The organism is Terriglobales bacterium, assembly GCA_035937135.1.
Lineage (GTDB): Bacteria > Acidobacteriota > Terriglobia > Terriglobales > Acidobacteriaceae > DASYVL01.
Genome location: DASYVL010000070.1, coordinates 14,507 through 40,482, shown reverse-complemented (window position 1 = coordinate 40,482; position 25,976 = coordinate 14,507). Strand labels below are relative to the sequence as shown.

The 25,976-nt window shown below is 64.6% G+C and carries 24 protein-coding genes and 1 tRNA gene; 7 read left to right on the top strand and 18 right to left on the bottom strand.

Going from position 1 to position 25,976, the window contains the following annotated elements; translation table 11 throughout:
* Nucleotides 1-575: 575 nt before the first annotated feature.
* Both VGQ94_04400 and VGQ94_04395 read right to left on the bottom strand, forming a co-directional pair.
* Nucleotides 576-1,265 carry a hypothetical protein gene (locus VGQ94_04400; GenBank protein ID HEV2021746.1) on the bottom strand — a complete coding sequence of 230 codons (690 nt, stop codon included), beginning with the start codon at nt 1,263-1,265 and terminating at the stop codon, nt 576-578.
* Nucleotides 1,266-1,457: 192 nt separating this feature from the next.
* Nucleotides 1,458-1,532 (bottom strand) — tRNA-Asn (locus VGQ94_04395).
* A 120-nt stretch (nt 1,533-1,652) separates the two neighbouring features.
* Between VGQ94_04395 and VGQ94_04390 the strand changes: the two genes are divergently transcribed.
* Nucleotides 1,653-3,836: a prolyl oligopeptidase family serine peptidase gene (locus VGQ94_04390; protein ID HEV2021745.1), complete on the top strand. Its 2,184-nt coding sequence runs from the start codon at nt 1,653-1,655 to the stop codon at nt 3,834-3,836.
* Nucleotides 3,837-3,985: 149 nt separating this feature from the next.
* Nucleotides 3,986-4,813 carry an SAM-dependent chlorinase/fluorinase gene (locus VGQ94_04385; protein HEV2021744.1) on the top strand — a complete coding sequence of 276 codons (828 nt, stop codon included), beginning with the start codon at nt 3,986-3,988 and terminating at the stop codon, nt 4,811-4,813.
* A 35-nt stretch (nt 4,814-4,848) separates the two neighbouring features.
* Here VGQ94_04385 and VGQ94_04380 read toward each other — a convergent pair whose 3' ends face one another.
* On the bottom strand, nt 4,849-5,082 hold the full coding sequence (locus VGQ94_04380) for a hypothetical protein (protein ID HEV2021743.1): 234 nt from the start codon (nt 5,080-5,082) through the stop codon (nt 4,849-4,851).
* 118 nt (nt 5,083-5,200) lie between these two features.
* Between VGQ94_04380 and VGQ94_04375 the strand changes: the two genes are divergently transcribed.
* Complete coding sequence (locus VGQ94_04375) at nt 5,201-5,554, top strand: tetratricopeptide repeat protein (GenBank protein HEV2021742.1); 354 nt, start codon at nt 5,201-5,203, stop codon at nt 5,552-5,554.
* A gap of 43 nt (nt 5,555-5,597) precedes the next feature.
* On the opposite strand, the gene VGQ94_04370 is transcribed toward VGQ94_04375, so the two are convergent.
* From VGQ94_04370 to pilB, 5 genes are all read right to left on the bottom strand, one after another.
* Nucleotides 5,598-6,962, bottom strand: a complete 1,365-nt coding sequence (locus VGQ94_04370; protein HEV2021741.1) for a sigma-54 dependent transcriptional regulator — start codon at nt 6,960-6,962, stop codon at nt 5,598-5,600.
* Nucleotides 6,955-8,616 (bottom strand): ATP-binding protein, encoded by a 1,662-nt coding sequence (locus tag VGQ94_04365; GenBank protein ID HEV2021740.1) that lies wholly within the window; start codon nt 8,614-8,616, stop codon nt 6,955-6,957. The genes VGQ94_04370 and VGQ94_04365 overlap by 8 nt, the downstream gene beginning before the upstream one ends.
* A 78-nt stretch (nt 8,617-8,694) precedes the next feature.
* Complete coding sequence (locus VGQ94_04360; GenBank protein HEV2021739.1) at nt 8,695-9,915, bottom strand: type II secretion system F family protein; 1,221 nt, start codon at nt 9,913-9,915, stop codon at nt 8,695-8,697.
* A gap of 39 nt (nt 9,916-9,954) precedes the next feature.
* The gene (locus VGQ94_04355; GenBank protein HEV2021738.1) at nt 9,955-11,061 is read right to left on the bottom strand and encodes a type IV pilus twitching motility protein PilT; all 1,107 of its coding nucleotides are present in this window, start codon (nt 11,059-11,061) and stop codon (nt 9,955-9,957) included.
* Between the two features lie 33 nt (nt 11,062-11,094).
* Nucleotides 11,095-12,810 (bottom strand): type IV-A pilus assembly ATPase PilB, encoded by a 1,716-nt coding sequence (gene pilB, locus VGQ94_04350; protein HEV2021737.1) that lies wholly within the window; start codon nt 12,808-12,810, stop codon nt 11,095-11,097.
* A 181-nt stretch (nt 12,811-12,991) separates the two neighbouring features.
* Here pilB and VGQ94_04345 point away from each other — a divergent pair, with 181 nt between their 5' ends.
* The 3 genes from VGQ94_04345 (at nt 12,992) to VGQ94_04335 (ending at nt 17,438) form a co-directional block, all read left to right on the top strand.
* The gene (locus VGQ94_04345; GenBank protein HEV2021736.1) at nt 12,992-13,723 is read left to right on the top strand and encodes a base excision DNA repair protein; all 732 of its coding nucleotides are present in this window, start codon (nt 12,992-12,994) and stop codon (nt 13,721-13,723) included.
* A gap of 102 nt (nt 13,724-13,825) precedes the next feature.
* On the top strand, nt 13,826-16,090 hold the full coding sequence (locus VGQ94_04340) for an ATP-binding protein (GenBank protein ID HEV2021735.1): 2,265 nt from the start codon (nt 13,826-13,828) through the stop codon (nt 16,088-16,090).
* Nucleotides 16,083-17,438, top strand: a complete 1,356-nt coding sequence (locus tag VGQ94_04335; protein ID HEV2021734.1) for a sigma-54 dependent transcriptional regulator — start codon at nt 16,083-16,085, stop codon at nt 17,436-17,438. The genes VGQ94_04340 and VGQ94_04335 overlap by 8 nt, the downstream gene beginning before the upstream one ends.
* A gap of 11 nt (nt 17,439-17,449) precedes the next feature.
* Here VGQ94_04335 and era read toward each other — a convergent pair whose 3' ends face one another.
* From era to VGQ94_04300, 7 genes are all read right to left on the bottom strand, one after another.
* Entirely contained in the window at nt 17,450-18,358 is a 909-nt protein-coding gene (era, locus tag VGQ94_04330) for a GTPase Era (protein ID HEV2021733.1), read from the bottom strand.
* A gap of 129 nt (nt 18,359-18,487) precedes the next feature.
* Nucleotides 18,488-19,756 carry a hemolysin family protein gene (locus tag VGQ94_04325; protein ID HEV2021732.1) on the bottom strand — a complete coding sequence of 423 codons (1,269 nt, stop codon included), beginning with the start codon at nt 19,754-19,756 and terminating at the stop codon, nt 18,488-18,490.
* Nucleotides 19,753-20,226: an rRNA maturation RNase YbeY gene (gene ybeY, locus VGQ94_04320; GenBank protein HEV2021731.1), complete on the bottom strand. Its 474-nt coding sequence runs from the start codon at nt 20,224-20,226 to the stop codon at nt 19,753-19,755. The genes VGQ94_04325 and ybeY overlap by 4 nt, the downstream gene beginning before the upstream one ends.
* Before the next feature lie 34 nt (nt 20,227-20,260).
* Nucleotides 20,261-21,301 (bottom strand): PhoH family protein, encoded by a 1,041-nt coding sequence (locus tag VGQ94_04315; protein HEV2021730.1) that lies wholly within the window; start codon nt 21,299-21,301, stop codon nt 20,261-20,263.
* Between the two features lie 166 nt (nt 21,302-21,467).
* Nucleotides 21,468-21,824 carry a hypothetical protein gene (locus tag VGQ94_04310; protein ID HEV2021729.1) on the bottom strand — a complete coding sequence of 119 codons (357 nt, stop codon included), beginning with the start codon at nt 21,822-21,824 and terminating at the stop codon, nt 21,468-21,470.
* A gap of 62 nt (nt 21,825-21,886) precedes the next feature.
* Nucleotides 21,887-23,101 carry an AAA family ATPase gene (locus VGQ94_04305; GenBank protein HEV2021728.1) on the bottom strand — a complete coding sequence of 405 codons (1,215 nt, stop codon included), beginning with the start codon at nt 23,099-23,101 and terminating at the stop codon, nt 21,887-21,889.
* Nucleotides 23,102-23,317: 216 nt separating this feature from the next.
* Entirely contained in the window at nt 23,318-23,497 is a 180-nt protein-coding gene (locus VGQ94_04300) for a hypothetical protein (protein HEV2021727.1), read from the bottom strand.
* Between the two features lie 137 nt (nt 23,498-23,634).
* On the opposite strand from VGQ94_04300, the gene rpsT reads away from it, so the two are divergent.
* Nucleotides 23,635-23,904: a 30S ribosomal protein S20 gene (gene rpsT, locus VGQ94_04295; GenBank protein HEV2021726.1), complete on the top strand. Its 270-nt coding sequence runs from the start codon at nt 23,635-23,637 to the stop codon at nt 23,902-23,904.
* Nucleotides 23,905-24,000: 96 nt separating this feature from the next.
* On the opposite strand, the gene VGQ94_04290 is transcribed toward rpsT, so the two are convergent.
* The 3 genes from VGQ94_04290 to VGQ94_04280 all read right to left on the bottom strand — a co-directional run bounded on the left by VGQ94_04290 (nt 24,001) and on the right by VGQ94_04280 (nt 25,940).
* Nucleotides 24,001-24,510 (bottom strand): DinB family protein, encoded by a 510-nt coding sequence (locus tag VGQ94_04290; GenBank protein HEV2021725.1) that lies wholly within the window; start codon nt 24,508-24,510, stop codon nt 24,001-24,003.
* Nucleotides 24,511-24,588: 78 nt separating this feature from the next.
* Nucleotides 24,589-25,344, bottom strand: a complete 756-nt coding sequence (locus tag VGQ94_04285) for an ATP-binding cassette domain-containing protein (protein HEV2021724.1) — start codon at nt 25,342-25,344, stop codon at nt 24,589-24,591.
* Complete coding sequence (locus VGQ94_04280) at nt 25,341-25,940, bottom strand: molybdenum cofactor guanylyltransferase (GenBank protein HEV2021723.1); 600 nt, start codon at nt 25,938-25,940, stop codon at nt 25,341-25,343. The genes VGQ94_04285 and VGQ94_04280 overlap by 4 nt, the downstream gene beginning before the upstream one ends.
* Between the last annotated feature and the right edge of the window lie 36 nt (nt 25,941-25,976).

Sequence of the window (25,976 nt, the reverse complement as noted above, 5' to 3'; positions counted from 1 at the left end):
AAGCTCTCGTCGGTTCATGGCCGGAAACGATAGCGCAGATGAGGGGCCAGTGGCTAGTAGCACATGACAGTAAGCAGGCTCCACAGCGCAACCCTCATACTCGGGCTGCACATCTAATAGACTAAAATCCGCGAAGTGCGGGAAGGAGGATCCTGTGATAAGAGGACAGAATGCAGGAAGAGCTGTAAAGGTGTTGGCGACCGCGGTGGTGGCTGTGCTTCTGTTGTTTGTAGGAGTGCCGAGCGCGAGTGCGAAGAACGACTACAAAGGAGCATGCCGGCAACGCGTTGAGAGGGCGGAGTTCCAGCTCGATAAGGCCATTCGCCAGCACGGCGTCAACAGCCGACAGGTGGCGAGCAGGCGGAGCACGCTGCGCGCGGAGCGCGAGCGCTGCTGGAGCCGCGCTCATTCCTGGTGGGATGGCCGCTCACAGAGTTGGCATAACGACCGTGACTGGGAGAGCAACGATAACTCTCGCGATCACGACCATCACTAAACCCAGCCTCGTTGGCTGAGTTCTCCAACTCAAAGGTCCCCGTTCAAGCGCGGGGACCTTTTTAGTGCCGTGCGGCTGCTCAGGAGCCCGGAGGCGCAGGCTCGACGTCCACGACCTTGTCTTGCTCCAAGGTCACCACCAGCGGCTTGCCGCCGTTGGGAAAAGTCAGGACCCGGGTGGAACCCTGCCCGCCGCCGTGGAGATATCCGGTGCCCAGGGAGAACGTGACCTGCAGCTCGTTCATGCCCTTGTGAATCTGGTGCTGGTCGACAGCCTGCCAGACCTCCGCCGGCCAGTGCCGGTAGAGCTGGTGCGGGTCCTGGAGGTAGAGCATGTCGTCGATGAAGAGCGTGTAGTTCTCGCCGGTCATAGCGCCCACGGAGAAGGCGTAGGACTTCCCTTCCTTCTCGAAGACCACCATGATCTGGGGCTGGCCGGGAGCCAAGGGCGAGGACAAGCGGATGACGTCCTTCACCTCGAGGCGCTGGATGGGCCCCAGCAGCCCCGCCTCCTGCCGGAAGTCGCAGTGGAGGCGCGCCGGCTCGCAAGGAAAATAGGCGGAGCGGTAACCCGCCCGCACCCACACCGGGCGTCCCACCAGCTTCTGCGCCGACCTCAGGTCGTAGGCGTAGAGCTTATGGGGAACAACGTAGTAGTCCGGGTTCAGGGGCTGCTCGGGCGGTCTTTCCGCGGTCGCGCTCTTCTCGGTGTAGCGCTGGTAGAAAATGATGGCGACGCGGATGGCGGCGATGGCCAAGGCTATGGCCATCACGATCTGGATCCGTTGACGGGTCTCGGGCGTCAAGGGGTTCTACGAAACGGGAATCCAGCGAACCACGGAAAAAGAAATGGCTCCTCAGGTAGGACTCGAACTTGAGGCGTCTTGCGGGCGTCCGAGCCCGCAGCCGAAATCCTGAGCGGAGCGAAGGACCTCAGAAACCGACACCCCCCAGAAAAGAAATGGCTCCTCAGGTAGGACTCGAACCTACAACCCTCCGGTTAACAGCCGGATGCTCTGCCATTGAGCTACTGAGGAGTGTGGTCGCAGAAACGCACCCAAGCGGGCACGTCTCCTTCTTTTTATAACACGGTCCTGGGGCAGTTGTCAGGCGTCGGCCATTGCTATGGTACGCTTTTGGGTTCGCGAGGTGAGCTTATGCGAGGAGTGGCCCGGTTGCTCTGGATCCTGGGAGTGGTGGTGGGGATGGCGGCGGTTACGCTGGCACAGCAGAACAGCGGAAATGACGGTGGCGCGGGAACGTCCGCGACGTCGGCGGAGACGAACCCTGCCGGCCCACCGCCGGCCAAGGTCGGGGCGGTCGAGGACACGCTGAACGGGCACAAGATCGCCGACCCCTACCGCTGGCTGGAGAATCGGGACGATCCCGACGCCCAGGCCTGGGTGTCGAAAGAACTGGCGTACACGCGCAGCCTGCTCGACCCGCTGCCGGGACGCGACCAGATTCACGCGCGCCTGGAGCAGTTGCTGACCATCGGCACCATCAACACGCCGCAAATTGCCGGGCCGTACTACCTCTACACGCGGCGCGAGGGCCATCAGAACCAGCCGGTGCTGTACGTGCGCCGCGGCGTCCATGGAAAGGACCGGGCGCTGCTGGACGTGAACGCGATGGCGGCGGACGGCACGGTGGCGCTCGACTGGTGGTTTCCGTCGCGCGACGGCAAGTACGTGGCCTACGGGACGTCGCCCTCGGGCTCGGAGATCAGTACGCTGCACGTGCTGGAGACGGCGACCGGGAAGCTGCTGCCGGACGAGATCCCGCAGACGCGCGCCGCCAGCCTCGACTGGAAGCTGGACGGCTCCGGCTTCTACTACACCCGCTATCCCAAGAAGGGCGAGGTAGCGGCGGGCGAGGAAATGTACAACCGGCACGTCTTCTATCACGTGCTGGGGAGCAAGCCGGAGGGCGACCCGCTCATCTTCGGCAAGGGACGCGATCCGCAGGAGTGGCCGGGAGTCGGGCTTTCGAACGACGGCCGCTGGCTGATGGTCGCCGCCTACCAGGGCTGGACCAAGAGTGAGTTGTTCGTCCGCGAGGCGACGAGCGAGGGCGACTTCACGCCGCTGACCGAGGGCAAGAACTTCATCTACAACGCGGAGATCTATAACGGCGACATCTACATCATGACCAACGAGGACGCGCCGCGGTACCGCGTGTTCAAAGTGGCGGCGGCGAATCCCGCGCGCGCCAACTGGAAGGAGATCATTCCCCAGAGCGACGCGGTGCTGACCAGCACCAAGATCATCGGCGGGCAGCTGTTCGCGGAGTACGAAAAGAACGCCAGCTCGCAACTGAGACTCTTCACCACCGGCGGCAAGTTCCTGAAGGACGTCAACCTGCCCACCATCGGCACCATCATCGGCCTGGGCGGCGAGTGGAACAGCAAGGAAGCCTTCTACGGCTTCCAGTCCTACACCGTGCCTCCGACCATCTACCACTACCCGCTGGCCACGGGGGTGTCCTCGCAGTGGGCCAAGGTGGCGGCGCCCTCGGTGGACTCCGCCGCTTACCAGGTAAAGCAGATGTGGTTCCTCTCCAAGGACGGCACCAAGGTCCCGATGTTCGTGGTGGCCAAGCGCGGCCTGGTACTCAACGGTCAGAATCCGACGCTGCTGACCGGATACGGAGGATTCAACATCAGTTCTACTCCCGCCTTCCGCCGCGGCGTGTATCTGTGGCTGGAGCACGGCGGAGTGTTCGCGGAAGCCAACATGCGCGGAGGCAGCGAGTTCGGCGAGGACTGGCACCGCGCCGGCATGCTGGGCAACAAGCAGAACGTCTTCGACGACTTCATCGCCGCCGCCGAGTTCCTCATCTCGCAGAAGTACACGGACAAGGAGCACCTGGCCATCCAGGGAGGCTCGAATGGCGGGCTGCTGATGGGCGCGGCTTTCACCCAGCGGCCGGACCTGTTCCGCGCTGTGGTATGCCAGGTGCCGCTGCTCGACATGCTGCGCTACCAGAACTTCCAGATCGCCAAGCTGTGGATCCCGGAATACGGCTCGGCGGACGATGCCAAGCAGTTCGAGTGGCTCTACGCTTACTCGCCCTACCACCACGTGAAGGAGGGGCAGAGTTATCCCGCCATCCTGTTCATGACCGCGGACACGGACACGCGGGTGGATCCGATGCACGCCAAGAAGATGGCGGCGCTGATGCAGGCGCGGGCGGCGAACGGCAGCGATGCCAAGCGTCCCATCCTGCTGCGCATCGAGCCCAAGGCGGGACACGGCGCGGGCAAGCCCATCGCCAAGATCATAGGGGAGAACACCGACATCTATTCATTCCTGTTCTGGCAGTTGGGGGTGAAGCCGTAGGCGGCGCCGGAGCTCGGGCCTGCGCCGGGGTGGCTGGCAGGCGGCCCGCTTCGGCCATATCTGCTTGTTACGCTTGACTTTGCCGCACTACCGCGATATTTTTCCGATGCCTCCAGGAATGCGACCCGGCAGAGAGAAAGGCTTTCCCAATGCAGCGGCTGATCACCTTCACCACCGACTTCGGCGAGAGCGACCACTACGTGGGCGCGATGAAGGGGGTGATCCTGACCATCAACCCGGCGGCGCAGCTCGTGGACATCTGCAACTCAGTGCACTCCTACGACGTGCTGGACGGGGCCCTGACCATCGCCCAGGCCTATCGCTACTTCCCGACGGACACCGTCCACCTGGTGATTGTGGACCCGGGGGTAGGGAGTTCCAGGCGGCCGCTGCTGGTCACGGCTGAGAAACATGTCTTTCTGGCGCCGGACAACGGCGTGCTGTCGCTGGTGTATGAGCAGGAGGAGCGGCTCTCGGTGCGACACATCACCGCCGACCATTACTTCCTGCAGCCCACGAGCAACACCTTCCAGGGCCGCGACCTGTTCGCCGCGGTGGCGGGATGGCTGAGCAAGGGGGTCGAGGTCTCGAAGTTCGGCGAGGAGATCGACGACTTTGTGCGCTTTGCCGCGCCCAAGCCCAAACCCATCAATGACAATCTGATGAAGGGCGTGGTGCTCAAGGTAGACAAGTTCGGCAACCTCATCACCAACTTCACGCCCAGAGACCTTCCCCGGCTGTTCGACCCGCCGACGCCGCCGGCGTTCAAGGTGCTGATCGGCAAGAGCGAGGTCACGCGCCTGCGCACGGCCTACGCCGACGGCGCCGCCGGCGAGGTGTTCGCCATCCTGGGCAGCATGGGATTCTTGGAGATCGCCACGCACCGCGGCCAAGCGTCGCGTGTGCTGGGCGTCGACAAGGGCTCGGACGTGGGCGTGCTCTTCGAGGAAGCCGCGCCTGCGGAAGCGGCGGGATAACCTGCGCGGGCGTGTCGCCCGCATCCACACAACACTTATGGGTTCTTGGGCTTGGGGCGGGCGTAGCGGTCCATCTCCGAGGTCCACTTGAGGAAGCGCGCGAGTTGAGTCCGCTCGCGCCACATGAATCCCCAGAACTCCAGGAAGCCGATCTTGTTCATCTTGAGGCCGGCATAGGTCTCAATGCGCCATTTGAGGTAGGGGCTGCGCCACGGAGCCAGGCGGTGTCCGCGGGTCGAGTTCCACAGGAAGCGGAGGATGTAGTTCATCAGTATTTGTAATTGGTGATTGGTGATTGGTGATTTCTAAATGCCGAAGCGGCGCTGCCTTCGCCTGGCAAATCACAAATTACAAGTCCAACATCACAAATCCAATATACTCGAAGCCATGAGTGACGCGGGCAATCGTCAGGCGGCGGAAGACCACTACTACAGCGCGCTCGACCTCTACGCCGAAGGCCGCCACCAGGAGGCCATCGAGCAGTACAAGAAGGCCATCGAGCTCGACCCCTCCTTCACCGACGCCATGCACGGGCTGGCCCGCGCCTATCAGGACCTGAACCGCCTGGACGAAGCCATCGAGGTTGCCCAGAAGATCTCCACCCTCGACCCCAACGACACCCTGGCCCACACCAGCCTCTCCATCCTGTACCAGAAGAAAGGGATGGTCCCGGAGGCGGAGGAAGAGGCGAACAAGGCGCGCATCCTGGGGTGGAAGCAGCAGCTAAAGCAGAAGGAGTAACAGGTTTGCTGTTAATGGGTTACGGTCAACGGTTCACCCTTCTCTAGATTTCGTACTTCTTCACCAGATGCCGGAATGAGCGGTAGGAGAGCTTGAGCAGCTCGGCGGCGCGGGTCTGGACGCCCTCGGACTGGCGCAGCGCCGACTCGAGCAGCGAGCGCTCGATGGAGGCCACGTAGCCCTCCATATCGAGGCCGTCGGCGGGAATGGCGGCGGGCGCCGGCCCTCCAGCCGTCCGCGCCTTCGACCGCTCGACCGGCAGCTCCACGTGCAACTGGTCGGAGGTCTCGAGGGCCACGGCGCGCTCCACCGTGTTCTCCAGTTGGCGGACGTTTCCCGGCCAGTCGTAGTCGCGCAGCGCTTCGAGCGACTGCGGCGTGACGCGCACGATGCTCTTCCCCGCCGCGGGCGCGTACTTCTTGAGGAAGTGGAGGACCAGCAGGGGAATGTCCTCGCGGCGCTCGCGCAGCGGCGGGACCACGATGGGAATGACGCTCAGCCGGTAGTAGAGGTCCTCGCGAAAGCCGCCGGAGGCGACCAGTTCGTCCAGGTCCTTGTTGGTGGCGGAGATGACGCGCACGTCCACCGAAATCTCCTGGGTTCCTCCCACCGGGCGCAGGCTGCGCTCCTGGAGCACCCGCAGCAGCTTGACCTGCATGGCGGGCGTGGTCTCGCTGATCTCGTCGAGGAAGAGGGTGCCGCCGTTGGCCGCCTCGAACAGGCCGCTCTTGTTCTGGCCGGCGCCGGTGAAAGCGCCCTTCACGTAACCGAAGAGCTCGCTCTCCAGCAGGGTCTCGGGGAAGGCGCCGCAGTTGACGGAGACGAAGGGCTCGGCGGCGCGGGGCGAGCAGGCGTGAACGGCGCGGGCCACCAGCTCCTTGCCCGTCCCGCTCTCGCCCTTGATGACGATGGTCGAGCCGGTGGAGGCGACGGTGCGGATGGTCTCCTTCAGCTTCTGCATGGGCGGACTGGTGCCGATGAAGTTCTCCAGCGTGTTGCGGCTGGCGGCGTCGCGCCGGAAGGCGAAGTTCTGTTGCCGCAGGGTGATCTTCTCCGCGGCCAGGCCGATGGCGGCCTTCACGTCCTCGAGCAGGGCGGGGCCTTTGCGAATGAAGTGGAAGGCGCCGGCATTGAGCGCCTGGATGGGGGTTTCTGAATCGTCGAGGGCGGTGATGAGCAGCACCAGAGAGTCCGGGGAGATGAGCCGGGCGTGGCGCAGCACCTCCAAGCCGTCGACGGAGGGCATGCGGACGTCGGTGACGATGATGTCGTAGAGGGCGCCGTCGATCTTGCGCTTGGCAGCGGCGCCGGAATTGACCGTCTCCACCCGGTGCCCCCCCTTGCGCAGGGCCAGGTCGAGCATCTCGCAGATGGAGCGCTCGTCGTCGCAGAGCAGGATATTAGCCATGGCCCGCCTTGGCCACGGCGGCTGCGGCGGGCTCAGCCTCCGCCGGCGGTGCGGCTCGCTTCAGTTCCAGGGTGAACTCTGCGCCCTCGCCCGGCGCCGAGCGCGCCCAGATCCTGCCGTCGTGGGCCTGCACGATCTGGTACACGATGGCCAGCCCCAGCCCGGTCCCGCCGTCGAACTGGGTCTGGAAGGGCTCGAAGATCTTGTCCATCTGCTCCGAAGCCAGCCCGTGCCCGGTATCGGCGAAGCTGATCTGCCAGTTGTCGCCGTCGCCGCGCAGCGAGACGGTGAGCCGCCCGCCTTCGGGCATGGCTTGCAGCGCGTTCTCGCAGATGTTCCAGAACACTTGCTTCATCCGGTCGCCATCCACCAGCGAGAAGGCCGGGCCCGGCTCCAGCCGGCGCACCACCTCGACCGGCGCCTTGCGGGGCCGGTTCTCCAGCAGGGTGAGGGTGTCTTCGAGCAGCGGCAGCAGGTCCAGGCACGTGAACTCCAGCCTCTTCTCGCGCGAATAGGTGAGGAAGTCGGAGATGATGGTGTTGAGCCGCTGCGACTCGCGAGTGACGATCTCCACCATGGTGCGCTGCTCGTCGTTGAGGGTGGAGATCTCGGAGAGCAGCTTGACCGAGCCGGCGATGGAGGAGAGCGGGTTGCGGATCTCGTGGGCGATGCCCGCCGCCATGCGGCCGACCGCGGAAAGCCGGTCGCGCATGCGCACCTCGCGCTCCAGCCTCCGGATCTCGGTCAGGTCGGAGAAGGCGTAGACGTAGCCCAGGATGCCGCGCTCGGGGACGGTCAGCGGCGAGGCGGTGATGCTGAAGGTCTTCTCCTTGCCCGAGGGAGTGAGGGAGCGGACCTCGCCCTGGATGGAAGAGGAGGAGACGTCGGGCAGGCGATCGAGAAAGAGCTTGGAGACCGGCTGCCCCAGCGCCTGGCGGCCGCGACGCTCGAGCAGCGCCTGCCCGGGCGCGTTCAACAGCGTGACCCGTCCTTCCAGGTCGGTGGTAATGACGCCGCCGCGCATGGAGTTGATGATGTTCTCGTGCAGGGCCTCCAGCTTCTCCAGGGCGCCGCTCTTATCCTGGAGCTGCACATCCACCTGACGCAGCTTGGTGGTCAGACTGCTGGAAAGGTAGGCCACGGCCATGAAGGCGAAGAGGTTGATGAAGATGATGGCCTGCAACGACTTGGGGTCCGGCCGGGTGGTGGCGTAGGAGTGGATGACGTCGAAGTAGGCCAGCTCCAGGGTGGCGCCGAACAGGATGAAGGAGAGCGCCGCCACCAGGTAGGCCCAGGCGCGGGAGAGCACGATGCTGGCGATAATGATGACCAGCGGATAGAGGAAGTTGAAGGGAGTGTCGCTGCCGCCGGCAAGATAGACGATGGCGGTGACGAAAACCAGGTCGGCCAGGATCTGCAGCCGCGACTGAATGAGGTAGTCGTCCCAGATAGAGAGCAGCAGGGCGTAGAAGACCGAGATCGTGTACCAGAGCACGATCACGCTGACGAAGCCGAACTCGCTGATGTTGTTGGTCGTAAGCCGGATGATGGCCAGGCCGATGCCCAGGAGGAAGGTGATGACGATGATGCGCACCTTCACCAGCCAGGTGAGCCAGGTACGCTCGTTGAACTGAGATCCGATTCGTGCGTTCATGGGCTCGGCTCTGCGCGGCAGGATCCGGCGAGACACCCCGCCTGGGGACGCTGCGCTCCGGAGGTTGCGGCTCCGCGCCTACCCTGCCAGTTTGCCGATCATGGCGAACAGCGGCATATACAGGGAGATGACGATGCCACCGACGGCCACGCCCAGGAAGCCGATCATAATGGGCTCCAGCAGGGTCAGCATGTCCTTGGTGGCGGTGTCCACCTCTTCTTCGTAGAAGTCCGCGATCTTCGACAGCATGGCGTCCATGGCGCCGGTGGCCTCACCCACGCCGATCATCTGGGTCACCATGTTGGGGAACACGCCGCTTTCCTTCAGCGGGTCCACGATGGTGCGGCCTTCCTCGATGGCTTTGCGCACCTTCATCAGCGCCTCTTCCAGGACGGCGTTGCCCGAGGTGCGGGCGGTGATGGATAGGCCCTCCAGGATGGGCACGCCCGAGGTGATCAGGGTGCCCAGCGTCCGGGTGAAGCGCGCCACCGCGATCTTGCGCAGCAACATACCCATCACCGGGATGTTCAGCAGCATCTTGTCAAAGAGGTAGCGGCCCCTGCGCGTCTTGAGGACCTGTCTGAATCCCCAAACGAAGGCTATGGTGCCCGGGATCCACACAAACCAAAGCTTGAAGACGAAGAATCCCAGCGCATTACTGGTGCCCATGACGATGCGGGTGGGCAGCGGCAGGTCCACGCCCAAGCCGGCGAACAGGTTGGCGAAGATGGGAACCACGAAGATCATCAGCCCTCCCACCACGACGAGGGCGATGGAGATGACCGAGACCGGGTAGATGAGCGCCGACTTCACCGCGCCTCTCAGCCTCACGGCCTTTTCCACGTATCCGGCCAGGCGCTGCAGGATGACGTCCAAAATACCGCCGGTCTCGCCCGCCTCGATCATGTTGGTGGTGAGTTCGTCGAAGATCTTGGGATAGCCCTTCATGGCGTTGGCCAGAGTGGCGCCGCCTTCCACCGTGGTCCGCACGCCGGTCAGGCACTTCTGGAAGGTGGGGTTCTCCTGATTGGCGGCCATGATCTCCAGGCACTGTACCAGGGGAAGTCCGGCGTCGATCATCACCGAGAACTGGCGGAAGAAGATGGCGAGGTCCTTGGTGGCGACCTTGCCGGAGCCGAAGGTGGGCATCACGAACTCTTTGCCCTTCTCCTTGATGGCGCCGGGCTGGATGCGCTCCCGCCGCAAGGCAGCGGCCAGCACCTGCTTGTTCTCCGCCGTGCGCTCGCCGGCCACCTTCTTGCCCGCTGCGTCTGTTCCCTTGAATGTAAAGACTGGCATCTGGACCTCCTTGGCCGGCTTCCCGGCCGTTGATTCCCTTTACCTGCGTACCGGCGCAGGGACTCCCTTGTTCAGCCCCGCGCCGCGACTGATCATCTCGTTGAGTTCATCCGGCATGGACGAGCGCTGGACCGCTACCTCCAACGTGATCTGCTTCTGGAAGTACAGCGAGGCCAGCGACTGGTTGAACGTCTGCATGCCGAATTTGTCCTGGCCCGCCTGCATGGCGGAATACACCTGGTGGATCTTGTCCTCGCGGATGAGGTTGCGGACCGCGGCGTTGGGCACCAGGATCTCCATGGCCATGCACCGGCCCTGCCCTCCGGGCTTGGCCAGCAGCGCCTGGCAGCAAATCCCTTCCAGCACTAAGGAAAGCTGGGCGCGGATCTGCGATTGCTGGTGGGAGGGGAAGACGTCGATGACGCGGTTGATGGTAGAGGCCGCGGAGTTGGTGTGCAGCGTGCCGAAGGTCAAGTGGCCGGTCTCGGCGATGCGCAGGGCCGCCTCGATGGTCTCCAGGTCGCGCATCTCGCCGATGAGCACCACGTCGGGGTCTTCGCGCAACGCTGCGCGCAGCGCGTCCGTGAACGACTTGGTATCGGAATGCACCTCGCGCTGGTTCACCAGGCAGTTCTTGTTCTGGTGCACGAACTCGATGGGGTCTTCGATGGTGATGATGTGTTCGTGGCGCTCGGTGTTGATCTTGTCGATCATGGCCGCCAGCGTGGTCGATTTACCCGAGCCCGTCGGCCCGGTCACCAGGATGAGACCGCGCGGCTTCTCGCACAGCTTGGAAATCACCTGCGGCAGATTGAGCTGGTTGAAAGACTTGATCTCAAACGGGATGACGCGGAAGACGGCGCCGGTGGCGCCGCGCTGGTTGAAGCAGTTGCCGCGGAAGCGCGCCAGGCCCTTCAGGCCAAAGGAGAAGTCCAGTTCCAGGTTCTCCTCGAAGCGGTGCTTCTGGGCGTCGGTCAGGACGCTGTAGGCCAGTTGCTTGGTCTCTGCCGGGGTCAGCGGCGGCATGTCCAGCGGCGTGAGGTGGCCGTGCACCCGGACCTGTGGCGGCGAGTTGGTGGTGATGTGCAGGTCGCTGCCGTTCATCTCCAGCATCTTCTTCAGTAGGTCACTGAGCGTCGTCGCCATATCGGAATCCGCCTTCCCCTTCCAGGATAGAGATCAGTGCACGGTTTCGCGCGCCACTTCTTCCAGCGTGGTGGCGCCGTCCATCACCTTGATGAGGCCGCTGCGCCGCAGCGTGATCATGCCGCGCTCGATGGCCTTCTTCTTCAGCTCCAGCGACGAGGCGCCCACCAGGATCAGCTCGCGTATCTCGTCGTCCACTTCCATCACTTCGTAGAGTCCGCAGCGCCCCTTGTAGCCGCTGTTGTTGCACACGCCGCAGCCCTTGCCTTTGTGGATCTTGATGGTCTTGGCCTCTTCGGGCGAGAAGCCGTTCTCGATCAGGGTTTGCACCGGGACGTCCACTTCCTCGCTGCAATCCTTGCAGATCCGCCGGATGAGCCGCTGGGCCACGATCATGTGCACCGAGGTGGCCACCAGGAAAGGCTCAATGCCCATGTTCATCAGGCGGCTGATGGTCTCGGGCGCGCCGTTGGTGTGCAGGGTGGAGAGCACCAGGTGTCCGGTGAGCGCGGCTTTGATGGCGATCTCCGCCGTCTCGAAGTCGCGGATCTCTCCCACCAGGATGATGTTGGGGTCCTGCCGCAGGAAGGAGCGCAGCGCCGCCGCGAAGTTCAGCCCGATGGACTCCTTCATCTGCACCTGGTTCACCCCGGAGAGCTGGAACTCCACCGGATCCTCCGCGGTCATGATGTTGGTGTCGGGCTGGTTCAGGCGCGCGATGGAGGAATAGAGGGTGTTGGTCTTGCCCGAGCCCGTGGGCCCGGTGACCAGCACCATGCCGAAGGGCTTGAGGATGGCGCGCTCGAACTTGGTGAGCGACTCCTGTTCGAAGCCCAGCTTGGTCATGTCCAGGCGCAGGTTCTCCTTGTCCAGCAGCCGCAGCACGATCTTCTCGCCCCACAGTGTGGGCAGGACGCTGACCCGGTAGTCGAGTTGCTTCTTCTTGCCGCCGAGGTTCATCTTGAGCATGATGCGGCCGTCCTGCGGCAGGCGCTTCTCGCTGATGTCCAGCTTGGCCATGATCTTGATGCGCGAGGTGATGGCGTCCTTGAGCTTGTACGGCGGGTTCATGATGGACGAGAGCATGCCGTCAATGCGGAAGCGCACCCGGTACTCTTTTTCGTAGGGCTCGATGTGGATGTCGCTGGCCCCACGCTTCACCGCGTCGGTGAGAATCAGGTTCACCAGCTTGACGATGGGCGCTTCGTCGGCAGATTTTTCCAACTCGCTCAGCGCCATCTGCTCTTCTTCGGCCTGCAGCTCGACGTCGGCATCGCCCATCTCGGCCACCGACTGCATGACCTTCTCCATGTCCTCTTGCTGGGTGGAACCGTAGGCCTTGTCGATGCCTTCCATGATGGCGCTCTCCGAGGCCACCACGGGCTCGATGTTGAAGCCGGTCATGAACTTGATGTCGTCCATGGCGAAGACGTTGGTGGGATCCACCATGGCGATGGTCAGCGACGCGCCCACCCGGCTGAGCGGCAGGATCTGGTAGCGCTTGGCGGTCTCCTGCGGGATCAGCTTCACCACCGAGGGGTCCACTTCGAAGTAGGAGAGGTTGATGGCGGGCACGCCGTACTGGCGTGACAGGAAGTTGGTCACGTCGTCGTCGGACATGTAGCCCAGCTTGACCAGCACCGAGCCCAGCCGGGCGTTGGTCTCCTTCTGGGTTTTCAGCGCCGCTTCCAACTGTTCTTGCGTGATGACCTTCTCTTTGACCAGAAGGTCACCCAGCCGCTGAGACATACGTCCGACTCCCTGTCCGAGTAATGATTATGAATCTGAAACTATACTCCCCCGGAAGCGCTTAAACACACCCCCCGGGGGGCATAGGCTGCCGCTGGCAGTGGTTTTCGCGAATCGTATGACGTGTGACAGAAATTGTCAATCGGGAGGGACTAGAATCGTCAACGCCGGACTGCGAAAAATGAGCGCCAATCCCACTCTCCGCGGCTTCTACCGCGCCCTGCGGCGCGCCTGGGGACCGCAGAACTGGTGGCCCGCGCAGAGCCGATTCGAGGTCATCGTTGGCGCCCTTCTCACCCAGAACACGGCTTGGGGAAACGTGGAGCAGGCGCTTGCCAACCTGCGCCACGCCCGCCGGTTGAGCGTGGCGGGAATCCGCCGCATTCCATTAGCCCGCTTGCAGCGGCTGATCCGCCCCGCTGGCTACTTCCGCCAGAAGGCACGGCGGTTGAAGCTCTTCGTTGCCTGGCTGGACGCGAACTACGACGGCAGCCTGGAACGGATGTTCGCCCGCCCCACGGCCGAACTGCGCGCCGAGCTTCTGGCTCTCAATGGCATCGGCCCGGAGACCGCCGACTCCATCCTGCTCTACGCCGGCGGGCATCCGGTCTTCGTAGTGGACGCCTACACCCGCCGCATCCTCGATCGCCACCAGGTTCTTTCCTTCCACGCTCCCTACGACGAAGTCCGCCGGAGCTTCGAGCGCGCCCTGCGGCGAGTTCCCGAGCCGCACCAACTGGGCGAGCAGCCGCGGCACCCGGCCTCCCGCATGAGTTCTGCAACATTCTCCCCCGTAGCGCGCCGCTACAACCAGATGCACGCCCTGCTGGTCGCCGTCGGACACCAATATTGCCGCAAGGCGGAGGCCCGCTGCGAGCACTGCCCGCTCGCGCCCTTCCTGCCCGGCGGCTGAGCTGCGCTCCGAGAGCCACTGGCAGGGACTATAATGTGACTTCTCTCCCGGCGAATCCCTGCAATCGGCTCTATGCCTGGCGCGTCCGGGGGGAAGAGCCGCGTGTTGCCCGAACTCCCAAGCCGCGAACCCGGCGAGAAGCGCCACCGCAAGTGGCCGCTGGTGCTGCTGGCCATCGGCATCTTCCTGCTGTTCACCTTCCTCTTCTGGCAGCAGGCCTTCGACCCTATCTTCCGGCCAGACACGTCGCAGCAGACGCTGCTGCTGGCGGCGCTCTCCGCCCTGATCTTCCTGTTGCTGGTGGCGCTGAGCGTGGTGCTGCTGCGTCATCTGCTGAAGCTCTACGCCGAACGCCGCCTGGGTGTGCTGGGCTCGAAGTTCCGCACCCGCATGGTGGTGGGCGCGCTCATCCTCTCGTTCACTCCCGTGCTCTTCCTCTTCATGTTCGCCTACGGGCTGATGAACCGCTCCATCGACAAATGGTTCTCGGGCCCGGTGGAGGAGATGGGCCAGAACTCCGGCGAAGTGGCCGCCATGCTCTCCACCTACGCCCGGGAGAACGCGCGCGCGGAGGCAGTCGCCATCGCCGCGTCTCCCGAGATCCGGCGCGCCTTCGAAAGCAGCAACTTTTCTGCCGTGATGAGCGAATTCCGCCGCCACGAGCCCACGCTGCAGGGTGGCTTCGCCCTGGCGCTGGTGCGCGAGGGCAAGGAAGAGGACGCGGTGGCCGCCTTCCGCTCGCCCGAGCCCTGGGCGGTGCTGCACTCCCAGATCTTCTCCAGCATGGGAGTGAGCCGCGGCGGAGCGGAGCGCTTCCAGATCAATGGCAAGGAGTACATGCTGGCCAGCGCTCCGGTGGGAGCGGACGGGCGCATCGTGGTGGCGGTGCCGCTGCCCGCGACCTTTTCCGCCAAGCTCAAGGAACTCGAGGACAGCCAGCGCAAGTATCTGGAGTTGAGCCGCCAGCGCAAGCTGGTGCGGGCCACCTACATGGGCCTGCTGCTGCTTTTGACCGTGCTGGTGCTGTTCGCGTCCACCTGGCTGGCCATTTTCCTCTCCAAGCTGGTCACCCGCCCGGTGGCTGCGCTGGCCGAAGCCACCCACGAACTCTCCCGCGGGCGCCTGGACTACCGCGTGGCGCTGCCGGCGGCGGATGAGCTGGGCGACCTGATCCAGTCCTTCAATCGCATGGCCGCGGACCTGGAAGCCAGTGGGCTCCAGGTGGAGGCCTCCAGCCGTGAAGCGGCCGCCGCCAACGTCGAGCTGGAACAGCGTCGGCAGCACATGGAGACGATCCTGGAGAGCATCCCCACGGGCGTGCTCTCGCTCGACGCGGAGCGGCGGCTCACCCGCACCAATCCCGCCTTCCACCGCATTTTCGGCGCGCCGGAGATCCGCCGCGGCAGCGCCACCCGCGCCTTCGCCACCGGCTCCTCCCTGCGCGACCTGTTCGCCGACGAGGTGGCTCAGGACCTGGACTATCTGCTGCGCAAGGCCGACCGCATGGGCTCGGCCACCAGTCAGATGGAGATTGCGCTGCCGCGCGCTCGCCTCAACGTGGTGGTCACCGTGGCCTCGCTGGAGCACGACGGGCAGCGCCTGGGCTACGTGCTGGTGTTCGAGGACCTCTCCGACCTGCTGCGGGCGCAGAAGCAGGCGGCATGGCGCGAGGTGGCCCGCCGCGTGGCCCACGAGATCAAGAATCCGCTCACCCCCATCGCCATCTCCGCGGAGCGAATCCGCCGCCACCTGGAGCGCGGCACGCCGCCCGACGCGGCCTCGGTCGAGCTCTTGCTGAGCTGCGCGGAAACCATCGCCGGCGCGGTGGAAACCGTGCGCACCCTGGTGGACGAGTTCTCCACCATGGCGCGCTTCCCGGCCAGCCAGCCGCAGCCCGCCAACGTCAACACCATCGTCGAAGGAGCGCTGGCCATGTTCAACGGGCGCCTGGAGAACATACGGGTGGAGACGAACCTGGCCTCCGACCTGCCGGCGGTGATGGCCGACCCGGAGTCCATGAAGCGCGCGCTGGCTAATCTGGTGGACAACGCCGCCGAAGCCATGCAGGACTCGCTGGTCCGCGAGGTGCACATCTCCACCGCGTTGCTGGGACCGCGGGAGGCGGTCGAGATCGTGGTCGCCGATACCGGGCACGGCGTGACGCGCGAGCTGAAAGAAAAGCTCTTCCTGCCCTACTTCTCCACCAAGGAGCGCGGCACCGGACTGGGCCTGGCCATCGTCAGCCGCATCATCGAGGACCACCACGGCTCCATCCGTGTGGAGGAAAACTCGCCCATCGGCACGCGCTTCATCGTAGAGCTGCCGCTGGCGGCCGAGCCGGGAGGGGCGCCCAACCCGCATGCATAGCATCCTCATCGTGGACGACGAGCCGGGCATCCGCCAGTCGCTGAAAGGCGCGCTGGAGGACGAGGGCTACAAGGCTTCGACCGCCGAGAGCGGCGAGGCCTGCCTGGAGCTGCTCAAGAAGCGCGCCTTCGACGTAATCCTGCTCGACATCTGGCTTCCCGGAATGGATGGCCTGGAGGCGCTGGAGAAGATCAAGCAATCCGAAGACGCACCCGAGGTCATCATGATCTCCGGGCACGGCACCATCGAGACCGCGGTGCGCGCCACCAAGCTGGGCGCCTTCGACTTCCTGGAAAAACCGCTCTCGCTGGAGAAGATGCTCATCCTGGTGAAGAACGCGGTCGAAGCGCGAAAGCTGGAGAGCGAGAACCGCGACCTGAAGAAGCAGGTGCAATCGAAGAGCGTAATCGCCGGCGACAGCATCCCCATGAAGGCGCTGCGCCAGCAGATCGGGGTGATGGCGCCCACCAACGGCCGCGTGCTCATCTACGGCGAATCGGGCACGGGCAAGGAGCTGGTGGCCCTCGCCATCCACGCCCAGAGCTTGCGCAAGGATGCGCTGTTCGTCGAGGTGAACTGCGCCGCCATCCCCGAGGACCGCATCGAGAGCGAGCTCTTCGGGCACCGCAAGGGCGCCTTCCCCGGCGCCGACGAGGACAAGGAAGGCAGGTTCCACAAGGCGGACGGCGGCACGCTTTTTCTCGATGAAGTCGGCGACATGAGCCTGAAGACGCAGTCCAAAGTGCTGCGCACGCTCGAAGAGCAGCGCTTCACTCCCGTGGGCGGCGAGGAGCCCGTCACGGTGGACGCGCGTGTCATCGCCTCCACCAACAAAGACCTGGAAGAGGAGATCTCAAAGGGGAACTTCCGCGAGGACCTGTTCTATCGCCTCAACGTGATCCCCTTCTACGTGCCGCCGCTGCGCGAGCGCACCGAGGACATCCCGCAGCTGGCGCGCTACTTCCTGAAGGAGTTTGCCGCCACCTACAGCCGCCGCTCGCGTGAGATCACCGACGACGCCATCGAAACCCTGATGCGCTACGCCTGGCCGGGCAACGTGCGCGAGCTGCGCAACGTCATCGAGCGTATCGTCATTATGAATCCCACGGTCAGCAAGCTCGACCGCAAGCACCTGCCGCCGCTGGTCTATCGCGACGGCAGCCGCCGCACCCTGGGAGGCGACTTCTCCACCCTGCACCAGGCCCGCGCCGCCTACGAGCGCGATTTCATCCTGAAGAAGCTCGATGAGAACCACGGCAATGTCACCCGCACCGCCGAGGTGCTGGGCCTGGAACGCTCGCACTTGTACCGGAAGATGAAGACGCTGGGGATCGCGGTGAAAGAATAGCCGGCTGCCGGCTAGGTCTGGTGGCGCCAGTCCAGACCCTCCACAAACTCGCGCGACTCGCGCCAGTTGGGCTCGACCTTGACGAACATTTCCAGGAAGACCTTGGTGCCGAGCAGCTTCTCGATCTCGAGCCGGGCTGAGGTGCCGATCCTCTTCATCATCTCGCCGCCCTTGCCGATGAGGATCTTCTTCTGCCCGTCGCGCTCGCAGTAGAGAACGGCGGCGATCTTGGTCAACTTCGGCGACTCTTCCCAGCTCTCCACCTGCACCGTGCTGGCATACGGCACCTCCTGCCCGGTGGCGATGAGGATCTTTTCGCGGATGATCTCCGCCGCCAGAAAGCGCTCGGGCTGGTCGGTGATCTGGTCTTTGGGGAAATAGCGCGGACCCTCGGGCAGGGCGTGGATGACCTTGTCGACCAGCAGGTCGAGCCCGTCGCGCTTGAGCGCCGAGATGGGGATGATCTCCTGAAACTCATGCTTCCGGCTGTATCCCTCGATGAGCGGGAGCAGCCGGCCCTTGTCCACGCGGTCGATCTTGTTGAGCAGCAGGAAGGCGGGGCCGCCGGCCCGCTGGACCAGGTCGAGGACGAATTCATCGCCGCCGCCGAACCTTTCGGTGACGTCGGTGATGAGCAGCAGCAGGTCACGGCCTTCGAGAGCGTCGTGGACCTCGCGCATCATTTTCTTGTTGAGGGACGACTGCGGCTTATGCACGCCGGGCGTGTCCAGGAAGACCACCTGCCCCGCGGGCCGGCCCTTACGCGCCGGAACATTCACAATCCCCTGGATGCGGTTGCGGGTGGTCTGAGGTTTGTGGGTGACGATGGCGACCTTCTGGCCCACCAGCGCGTTCAGTAGGGTGGATTTGCCGGCGTTGGGCCGGCCGATGATGGAGACGAATCCGGAGCGGAAAGACACTCAACAGAGTGTCTAGCTTTCTCCGCTCCTTTTCAAGTTGCGGCCCCGAGCTCCTTCTCCTTCGCTGCGCTCAGGGTCAGGATTTCGGCAGCGGGCTCAGACGCCCGCTAAACGCCTCAACATCGCTGATCAGGCGCTCGCGGCCTTGGGAGGCGCGGAGCTCCGCCGGCTGATGCGCAGGCGTTCCACCCGCCGGGAACTGGCTTCCAGGACCTCGAAGCGCAAGCCGTCGTCTTCCACAACCTCGCCCGGGGCGGGGATGCGTCCCAGCAGCTCGCTCACCAGCCCGGCCACGGTCGCGGCGTCCCTGCCCTCGGGACGAACGCCAAAGAGTTCCGCGAGGCGGTCCACGTCCATGCGCCCGGGGACGACGTAGGAGCTTTCGGACTCGCGCACGATGTCAGCCTTGGCTTCGTGCTCGTCGCGAATCTCGCCCACAATCTCCTCCATCAGGTCTTCGAGGGTGACCACGCCGGCGACGTTCCCGTACTCATCCACCACGACGGCCATGTGCTGGTTCTCCTTCTGGAGTTCTCGCATGAGCGTGCGCACCCGCTGGCTCTCGGGGACGAAGTGCACGGGCTTCATCATCTTCCCCACGGTCTGGGCGCGGGCCTCGGTGTCCGCCACCTGCAGCACGTCGTGAGCGAAGACGATGCCCTTCACATGGTCGATAGAACCTTCGTACACGGGCATGCGGGAGTAGGGCTTGGCGCGCAGCAGCTCGGTGAACTGCTCGACGCTAGTATCGGCGGGGACGGCGACGATCTCCGGTCGCGGCGTCATCACCTCGTGCACCGTCTTCTCGCCGAACTCGACCACCGACTGGATGAGCTGCTTATCACCCTCCTGCAGGATGCCTTCGTCCTGGCCCGCCTCGATGAGAGCATCTACGGCATCGCCGGGCTGGGGCTCCTCCGGGGGATGCTCTTCGGCCAGCGCCGCCACCGAAAGACAGAAACTCAGCACCAGGGTCACGGGCAAGGATAGGTACACCAGCAAGCGCAGCAGCGGCGCCAGCGGGGCCAGCCAGTCGCCCCGGGTGCGCGTGAACAGGACGAAGGGCAACAAGCGGTTGAAGAGGATGATCACGAAGATGATGGCGACGCTCGCCTGCGCAATCTCGGGAAAGTCCCACAGGCCGTCGCGGAAGACGACGAAACCGAAGAGCAGCGCGATGGCCGCGGTGAAAAGCTGGGCCAGCACTGCCATGGAGAGCTGGATGCGCGAGCGGCTGGCGCCCACGCGGGGCTCAACCAGCTTCTCGAAGGCCTCGATGTTCTCCTGGAATTCGCGGGAGAGGAACTTTCCCATCTCCGTGTACACGCGGTCCACATAGGAGACCAGCGCGAGTAGCACGATGAGCCCCGATCCCACGAGGATGATCGCCCAAGTCATGATTCTTTCCCCGCTGCCGGGGAGCTCCGCTGAATCAGTGACGCCGGCAGGCCCAGCCTGCGCCGCAGCTTCTCTTCCCGACGCGACATCTGGCCGCGGTCGCGCTCATGGTCGAGTCCGGCCAGGTGCAACAGGCCATGCAGGATCAGGATCTTCACCTCCGCCGCTGCGGAGTGCCCGAAGCGCCGCGCGTTCCCGGCGGCAACCTCCGCCGAGATGGCGATGTCGCCGGCCATCCCGTTGCCACGGGTCGGAAAAGAGAGCACGTCCGTGGGCTGGTCGGCGCGGCGGTAGCGGCGATTCAGGCGGCGCAGCTCGGCGCTCCCCGTCACCAGGATGCTCACCCGGCCGCGCAGGCCGGCGGCGCGCTGCGCCCGTCCCGCGAACCGGCTCAGCGCCGCTGCGCTGACGCCCCGCAATTTTTTCTCAAGAATCACCACAAGGTCTTCCAAAACGAATGGGAGGGCCATAAATCCAGCCCTCCCATCATTATTCTACTCGCCTTCAATCCACGGGGCGATTGCGGAGTTCCTTGCCCGTCTTTCCACCGGCCGGGGACGCTCCGTACCTGGTGTCGGGCGCCTTACCTTCCGCCGCCAGGTCGCTCTGCTTGCGCTCGTCGTAGGCGCGGATGATGCGCTGCACCAGATGGTGGCGCACCACGTCGCCTTCGGTGAAATAGACGAAGGCCAGTCCCTCGACCTTGCCCAGGATGTCCATGGCCTCCAGTAAGCCGCTGCGCCGCGCCCCCGGCAGGTCGATCTGGGTGACGTCTCCGGTGATGACCGCCTTGGAGTTGAATCCCAGGCGGGTGACGAACATCTTCATCTGCTCCGAGGTGGTGTTCTGCGCCTCGTCGAGAATGACGAAGGAATCGTTGAGCGTGCGCCCGCGCATGAAGGCGATGGGAGCGATCTCGATGATGTTCTTCTCCAGGAAGCGCTCCACCTTGTCCGCGTCCAGCAGGTCGTAGAGGGCGTCGTAGAGTGGGCGCAGGTAGGGATCGATCTTCTCCTGCAGGGTGCCGGGCAAAAAGCCCAGGCGCTCGCCCGCTTCTACGGCCGGGCGCGCCAGGATGATGCGATGCACCTTCTTGGACAGTAGCGCCGAGATGGCCATGGCCACCGCCAGGTAGGTCTTCCCCGTGCCGCCCGGCCCGATGCCGAACACCATGTCGCTATTCTCGATGGCTTCGAGATACCGGCGCTGGTTGGGGCTCTTGGGCTGCACCGGGCGCTTGCCCAACGACCGCTGCCGCCCCGATTCGGCCAGACTGCGCAACGTAACGCTCGCGTCGGCCGCTACCAGCCGCAGCATGGAGCCCAGATCGCCGTTGTTGAAGCCGAAGCCGGCATGCTGCAGGTGCTGGTAATCGGCGAACACCTGTTCGGCGCGCGCCACGCTCTCCGCCGCGCCCTGGATCTCCAACCGGTCGGACTTCAGGTCGATGGAGACGTGCAGGCCATCCTCAAGCGTGTGCAGGTTTTCGTCGTGGGTGCCGAACAGGGTCTCGATGTGGGGAGCGATGGGGATGTGCTTCTTCATGAAATCTCTGGGACGAGCCTCCGGGGCAGGGGCGGTTTCTGATTTGGCAAGGAATCGGGGCAGGCTGCGAGGCTAAAGACCGGCGCGGAAAAAACGCCCATTGGGGCTAAGCGTACGCCGCTCGCTATGGGGAGTCAACCAGGGCCGCTATAGACGATGAGTGGGTTCAATGGGGTGGGCCGAATGCGACCCATGTAAAAAAGACGCTCCCGGCAACAAGAATCGCGACGACGACGAAAGCCTGGAACGGTGAAATCACCGGCGTGACGCCAGACGGCGCAACCGTGCGAAGGCCCGGCCCTCGCCTGAAAATGCTCCGCAGAATCGCCGCGACCCCAAGGGCCGTGCACAACCAGAGCTTGAACGGGGCTGGCCATGTGCGCTGCAAGAAGAAGTGTCCAGCCCAGACCGCGATGAGCATGAGGATGGCGAGGAAGCGCACAAACCATCCGTAAAGCACCATCGCTGGAAAACGCTCCATGCGTGGTTCGACTGTGGGTTGCGAATCGCTCATGGCGCGCATTGCCGCCTACTGTTTCTCATTATAGGAACGCGGTGCACGTTGCCTCAATTTCTCCTGCCCCCTCACTTTGCCGCCGAAGCGGGCACCGCCCGCTCGCGCGCCCACTCGCGCAGCCGCTCGATGTCCTCGGCGCGGGTAGTGGAAAGGGGCACGGTCGCGCCCAGCGCCTCCAGCACCATCGCCGTGGTCACCGGCTTCTTGTCGGAGAAGCTGGCGTACATGGCGGACTGCACCGCCGCCTCGATCTCCGCGCCCGAATAGCCTTCGCTCGCCGCCACCAGCTTTTCCAGGTCGAATGCCTTAGGGTCCAGCTTGCGGCGCTTGAGGTGCAGTTCGAAGATGATGCGGCGCTCGGCGGGGTTGGGCAGGTCCACGAAGAAAATCTCGTCGAAGCGGCCTTTGCGGATCAGCTCCGGAGGCAGCACGTTGACGTTGTTGGAGGTGGCGGCGACGAACATCGGCACCTTGCGGTCCTGCATCCAGCCCAGGAAGGAGCCCAGCAGGCGGGCGGAGACGCCGGCGTCCGACGAGGCCGAATCGGGGCCGCTGCCGGCGAAAACCTTCTCCAGTTCGTCGATCCAGAGCACGGCGGGCGCCAGTTGTTCGGCCACGCGGAAGATTTTGCGGATGCGCTTCTCGGTCTCGCCGATGTACTTGTCGTAGACGGCGGCGGTATCGAACTTCACCAGCGGCAGCTTCCACTCGCCGGCGATGGCACGCGCGCACAGGCTCTTGCCGCAGCCCTGCACGCCCATAAGGATGACCCCGCGGGGCGGGTCGAGCCCGTAGGCGCGAGCCGAGTCCTCCCAGGCGCCCTGGCGCTGCCGGAGCCACTTCTTCAGGTTCTCCAGGCCGCCGATGGAGCCCATGGAGTCCGAGACTTCGATGAACTCCAGCATGCCGGAGCGGCGCAGCGTCTCCTTCTTGGCTTCGAGGACATCGGTGACCACCTCGGAGCAGAGCGCGTAGCGGGCAACAATGGCCTGGGAGATGGCGCGCTCGGCCTCGTCCTCGGTGAGCCCGCGCAGGTTGTTGGCGGCGGCTTCGAGGCCGGCTGCGTCGAGGGTGCGCTTCAGTTTGCGGGTCTTGGCCAGGCGCGCGTAGGTCTCGTCCACGATCTGCCGCAGGCGCGCCGCGTCGGGCAGCGGCAGGTCCACGTACTCGACCTCTTTCTCCAGTTCGGGCGGCATGGGCAGCGACGGCCCGGTCAGCACCAGCGCCCGCCGGCTGCGCGCGAAGTGCTGCGAGACTTCCCGCACTCGCCGCACCACGATCACGTCGTCCAAGTGGCGGTGAAAGTCCTTGAGCAGGAAGACGGCCTCGATGGTCAGAGTCTCGATGTGCGCCAGGACGTTGGCCGGCTGCTGCGTGTTCAGGATGGGGCCGGCGGAGTCCCGGGGATTGAGGTTGGGGTCGAGCAGGTTGGGGTCGGCGGAACTGGCCTGAGGGCCAGCACTCCACTCGTGCTGGCGCGGGTCGGCGGCCTCGGGCGCCTACGGGATGCCGCTGCGCTGTAGCCCGTCAGCGATGCTCCACTCGAAGAGCGTCAGGTTCAGCTCGGCGCAGGCCTGGCGCACCAGGGCCAGACAGCGGCCCTCCTCCACCGTCTCCATGAGCACGATGGGCGTGTTGGAGTTGATGAGGAGCTTCAGGCGCTCGAGGCTCGTGGGCATGGCGTTCCTTGGCTGCTGGCCTTCGCTGCTGGCCTTGGCTGCTGGATTATCGTGGTTTGACCGGCCCTGAGAGGTTGCCGTAGAATACTAGTTTCCGCGGAACAAAAAAAATCCCTTTAGGAAGGCAGTTTTTTCGAATGGCAAATCATTTTTCCGCGCTTAAGCGCGCCCGTCAGACCGTGAAGCGCACCGCCCAGAACCGCGTCCACACTTCGCGCTTCCGCACCATCATGCGGCACTTCCGGGAGGCCCTGGCTGCCGGCGACAAGAAGGCCGCCGAGGCCCAGTTCCGGGAGACGGTCTCGGCCATCGACCAGGCCATCCGCAAAGGGACCATCCACCGCAATGCCGCCGCCCGCTACAAGTCCCGCCTGAGCGCCCGGCTGCACGCCCTGCCGGCCAAGTAACAATCTGTCATCCTGAGCGAGCCGCGAGCGAACGCGAGCGGCGAGTCGAAGGACCCCTACGTTCTCCCCAGACCCTTCCCCCTCGCGGCGCGAACGCTACATCGTCCCCTCATCCGCCGACGGCCCATAGATGGAGGGTACGGGCAGATTGTTCAGCCGCAAATAGACTCCCAGTTGCGCGCGGTGATGGATGGCGTGGTTCATCACGAAGCTGCGCAGCACAGCGATGCGCGGCATGGAGACCACCTGCTTGCCGTTGTGGAGCAGCGCCCAGGGTTTTAGCAGGTGCGCGTCGGCGGCCCCGGCGATGGCCTTGCGCGCTGCAACCACGTTCTGGTCGAAGGTCTCGAGCAACTCCTTACGCGACTTCACCTGCGGGACCGGCGCCATGGGCACGCCGCCCGGCGCAAGGTCGAAGGAATCGTTGTCCACGGTGATCACCGCCCAGGTCAGGACGTTGGCCAGGTGCGTGGCCAGCCCGCCCATGGTCATGGACTTCTCGTGCGGCTTCCATCCCAGCTTCTCCTCCGGGACGCGCTCCAGCGTCTTGCGGATTCCTACTACTTCCTGATCAAACTCGGGCAAAAGCGCTTCACTGAATGCCATGTTTCCCTCCAGATTTCGCTATTGGATTCCCCTCCGGCTGCCGGAGACGCAATATGTTAGGCGAATGAAAGGCGAATGTCAAGCCACCCTGAGCTCGTCCAACTCCAGGAACTGGCGGATGACGGGGTCCTGGCTGCGCTCCATCTCCTCGGGCTTGCCGAAGAAGATGCGCTTGGCCTCATGCAGGAAGACGACGCGGTCGGCGAGCTTCTTGGCCAGACGCATGTCGTGGGTGACGACGATGCTGGTGAGCTTGAGTTGGAATTTGAGCTTCTTGATGAGGTCGCCCAGGAGCTGCGCCATCAGGGGGTCCACCATGGTGGTGGGCTCGTCGTAGAGGACGGCTTCGGGTTGCGAGGCCAGGGCGCGGGCGATGGCCACCGAGCGCTTCATGCCGGTGGAGAGGTCGGAGGGGAGCAGGTCGCGGTACTGCTGGACGCCCACCATCTCCAGCAAGCCGTCCACGATCTGGTAGGTCTGCACTTCGCTGAGGCCGCCCTGCTCGCGCAGGGGAAAGGCCACGTTTTCGCCCACGGTGAGCGAGTCGAAGAGTGCGCCATTCTGGAAGACCATGGTGACTTTCTTGCGGATGCGCTGCAACTCCTGCTCGTCGTAGTCGGTGATGTCCTCGCCGGCGACAAGAATCCGCCCCGAGTCCGGCTTGAGGAACCCCATGATGTGGTGCAGGGAGACCGACTTCCCCACCCCGCTGCGCCCCAGGATGCAAACGGTCTCGCCGGGCAGGGCGTCGAAGCTGACGCGGTCGAGCACGCGGTGCTCGCCGAAGGCCTTGGAGACCTCACGAAACTCGATGAAGGGTTGCGGCGTACTCATTGCTCTCCTCGGCTGCGCCCGTGGGCGCGCTCCACATCCTCAGGGGTGTTCAGATTCTCGAAGATTGCGGGCGCGAAGGCAAGTTTCTCCAGTTCTGCGGCCTCCAGGATGCGGGTCTCGACCTCGGCGAAGAGCACGTCAATCTTGTTCCGGCCTTCCCGGAGCGCCCGTTCCGCGGTCTCGCGGAAGGCGCGGCGATAGACCGCCGCCAAAGGATGAAAGCCATCCGCGGTCCGAGGGAGGGTGACCACGGCGCCGCTCTCCTGCGCCTGCTCCAACAGGTACTTCAGAAAGCGCGACTCCAGGAAGGGCGTATCCACCGCCAGGATCAGGTTGAACTCGGTGGGGGTGGTCCACAGCGCCGCATGAATGCCGCCCAGCGGCCCCTGGCCGGGATAGACGTCCTCGACCACGCGGCCGTAAAGCTCCAAGTCCGCCCGCGGTCCCACGATGATGGCCTCGGCGGCAACCGAGGAGGCCAGCTTCAGGGCGCGCTCCAGCAGCGTTCGCCCGCCCAGCTCCAGCATGGCCTTCTCCCGGCCCATGCGGGTGCTTTTCCCGCCGGCCAGCACGAATGCGGTGACGTCTTCCTTCATTCATTGAGACCTGCGACCGATGATACACGCCGCCCG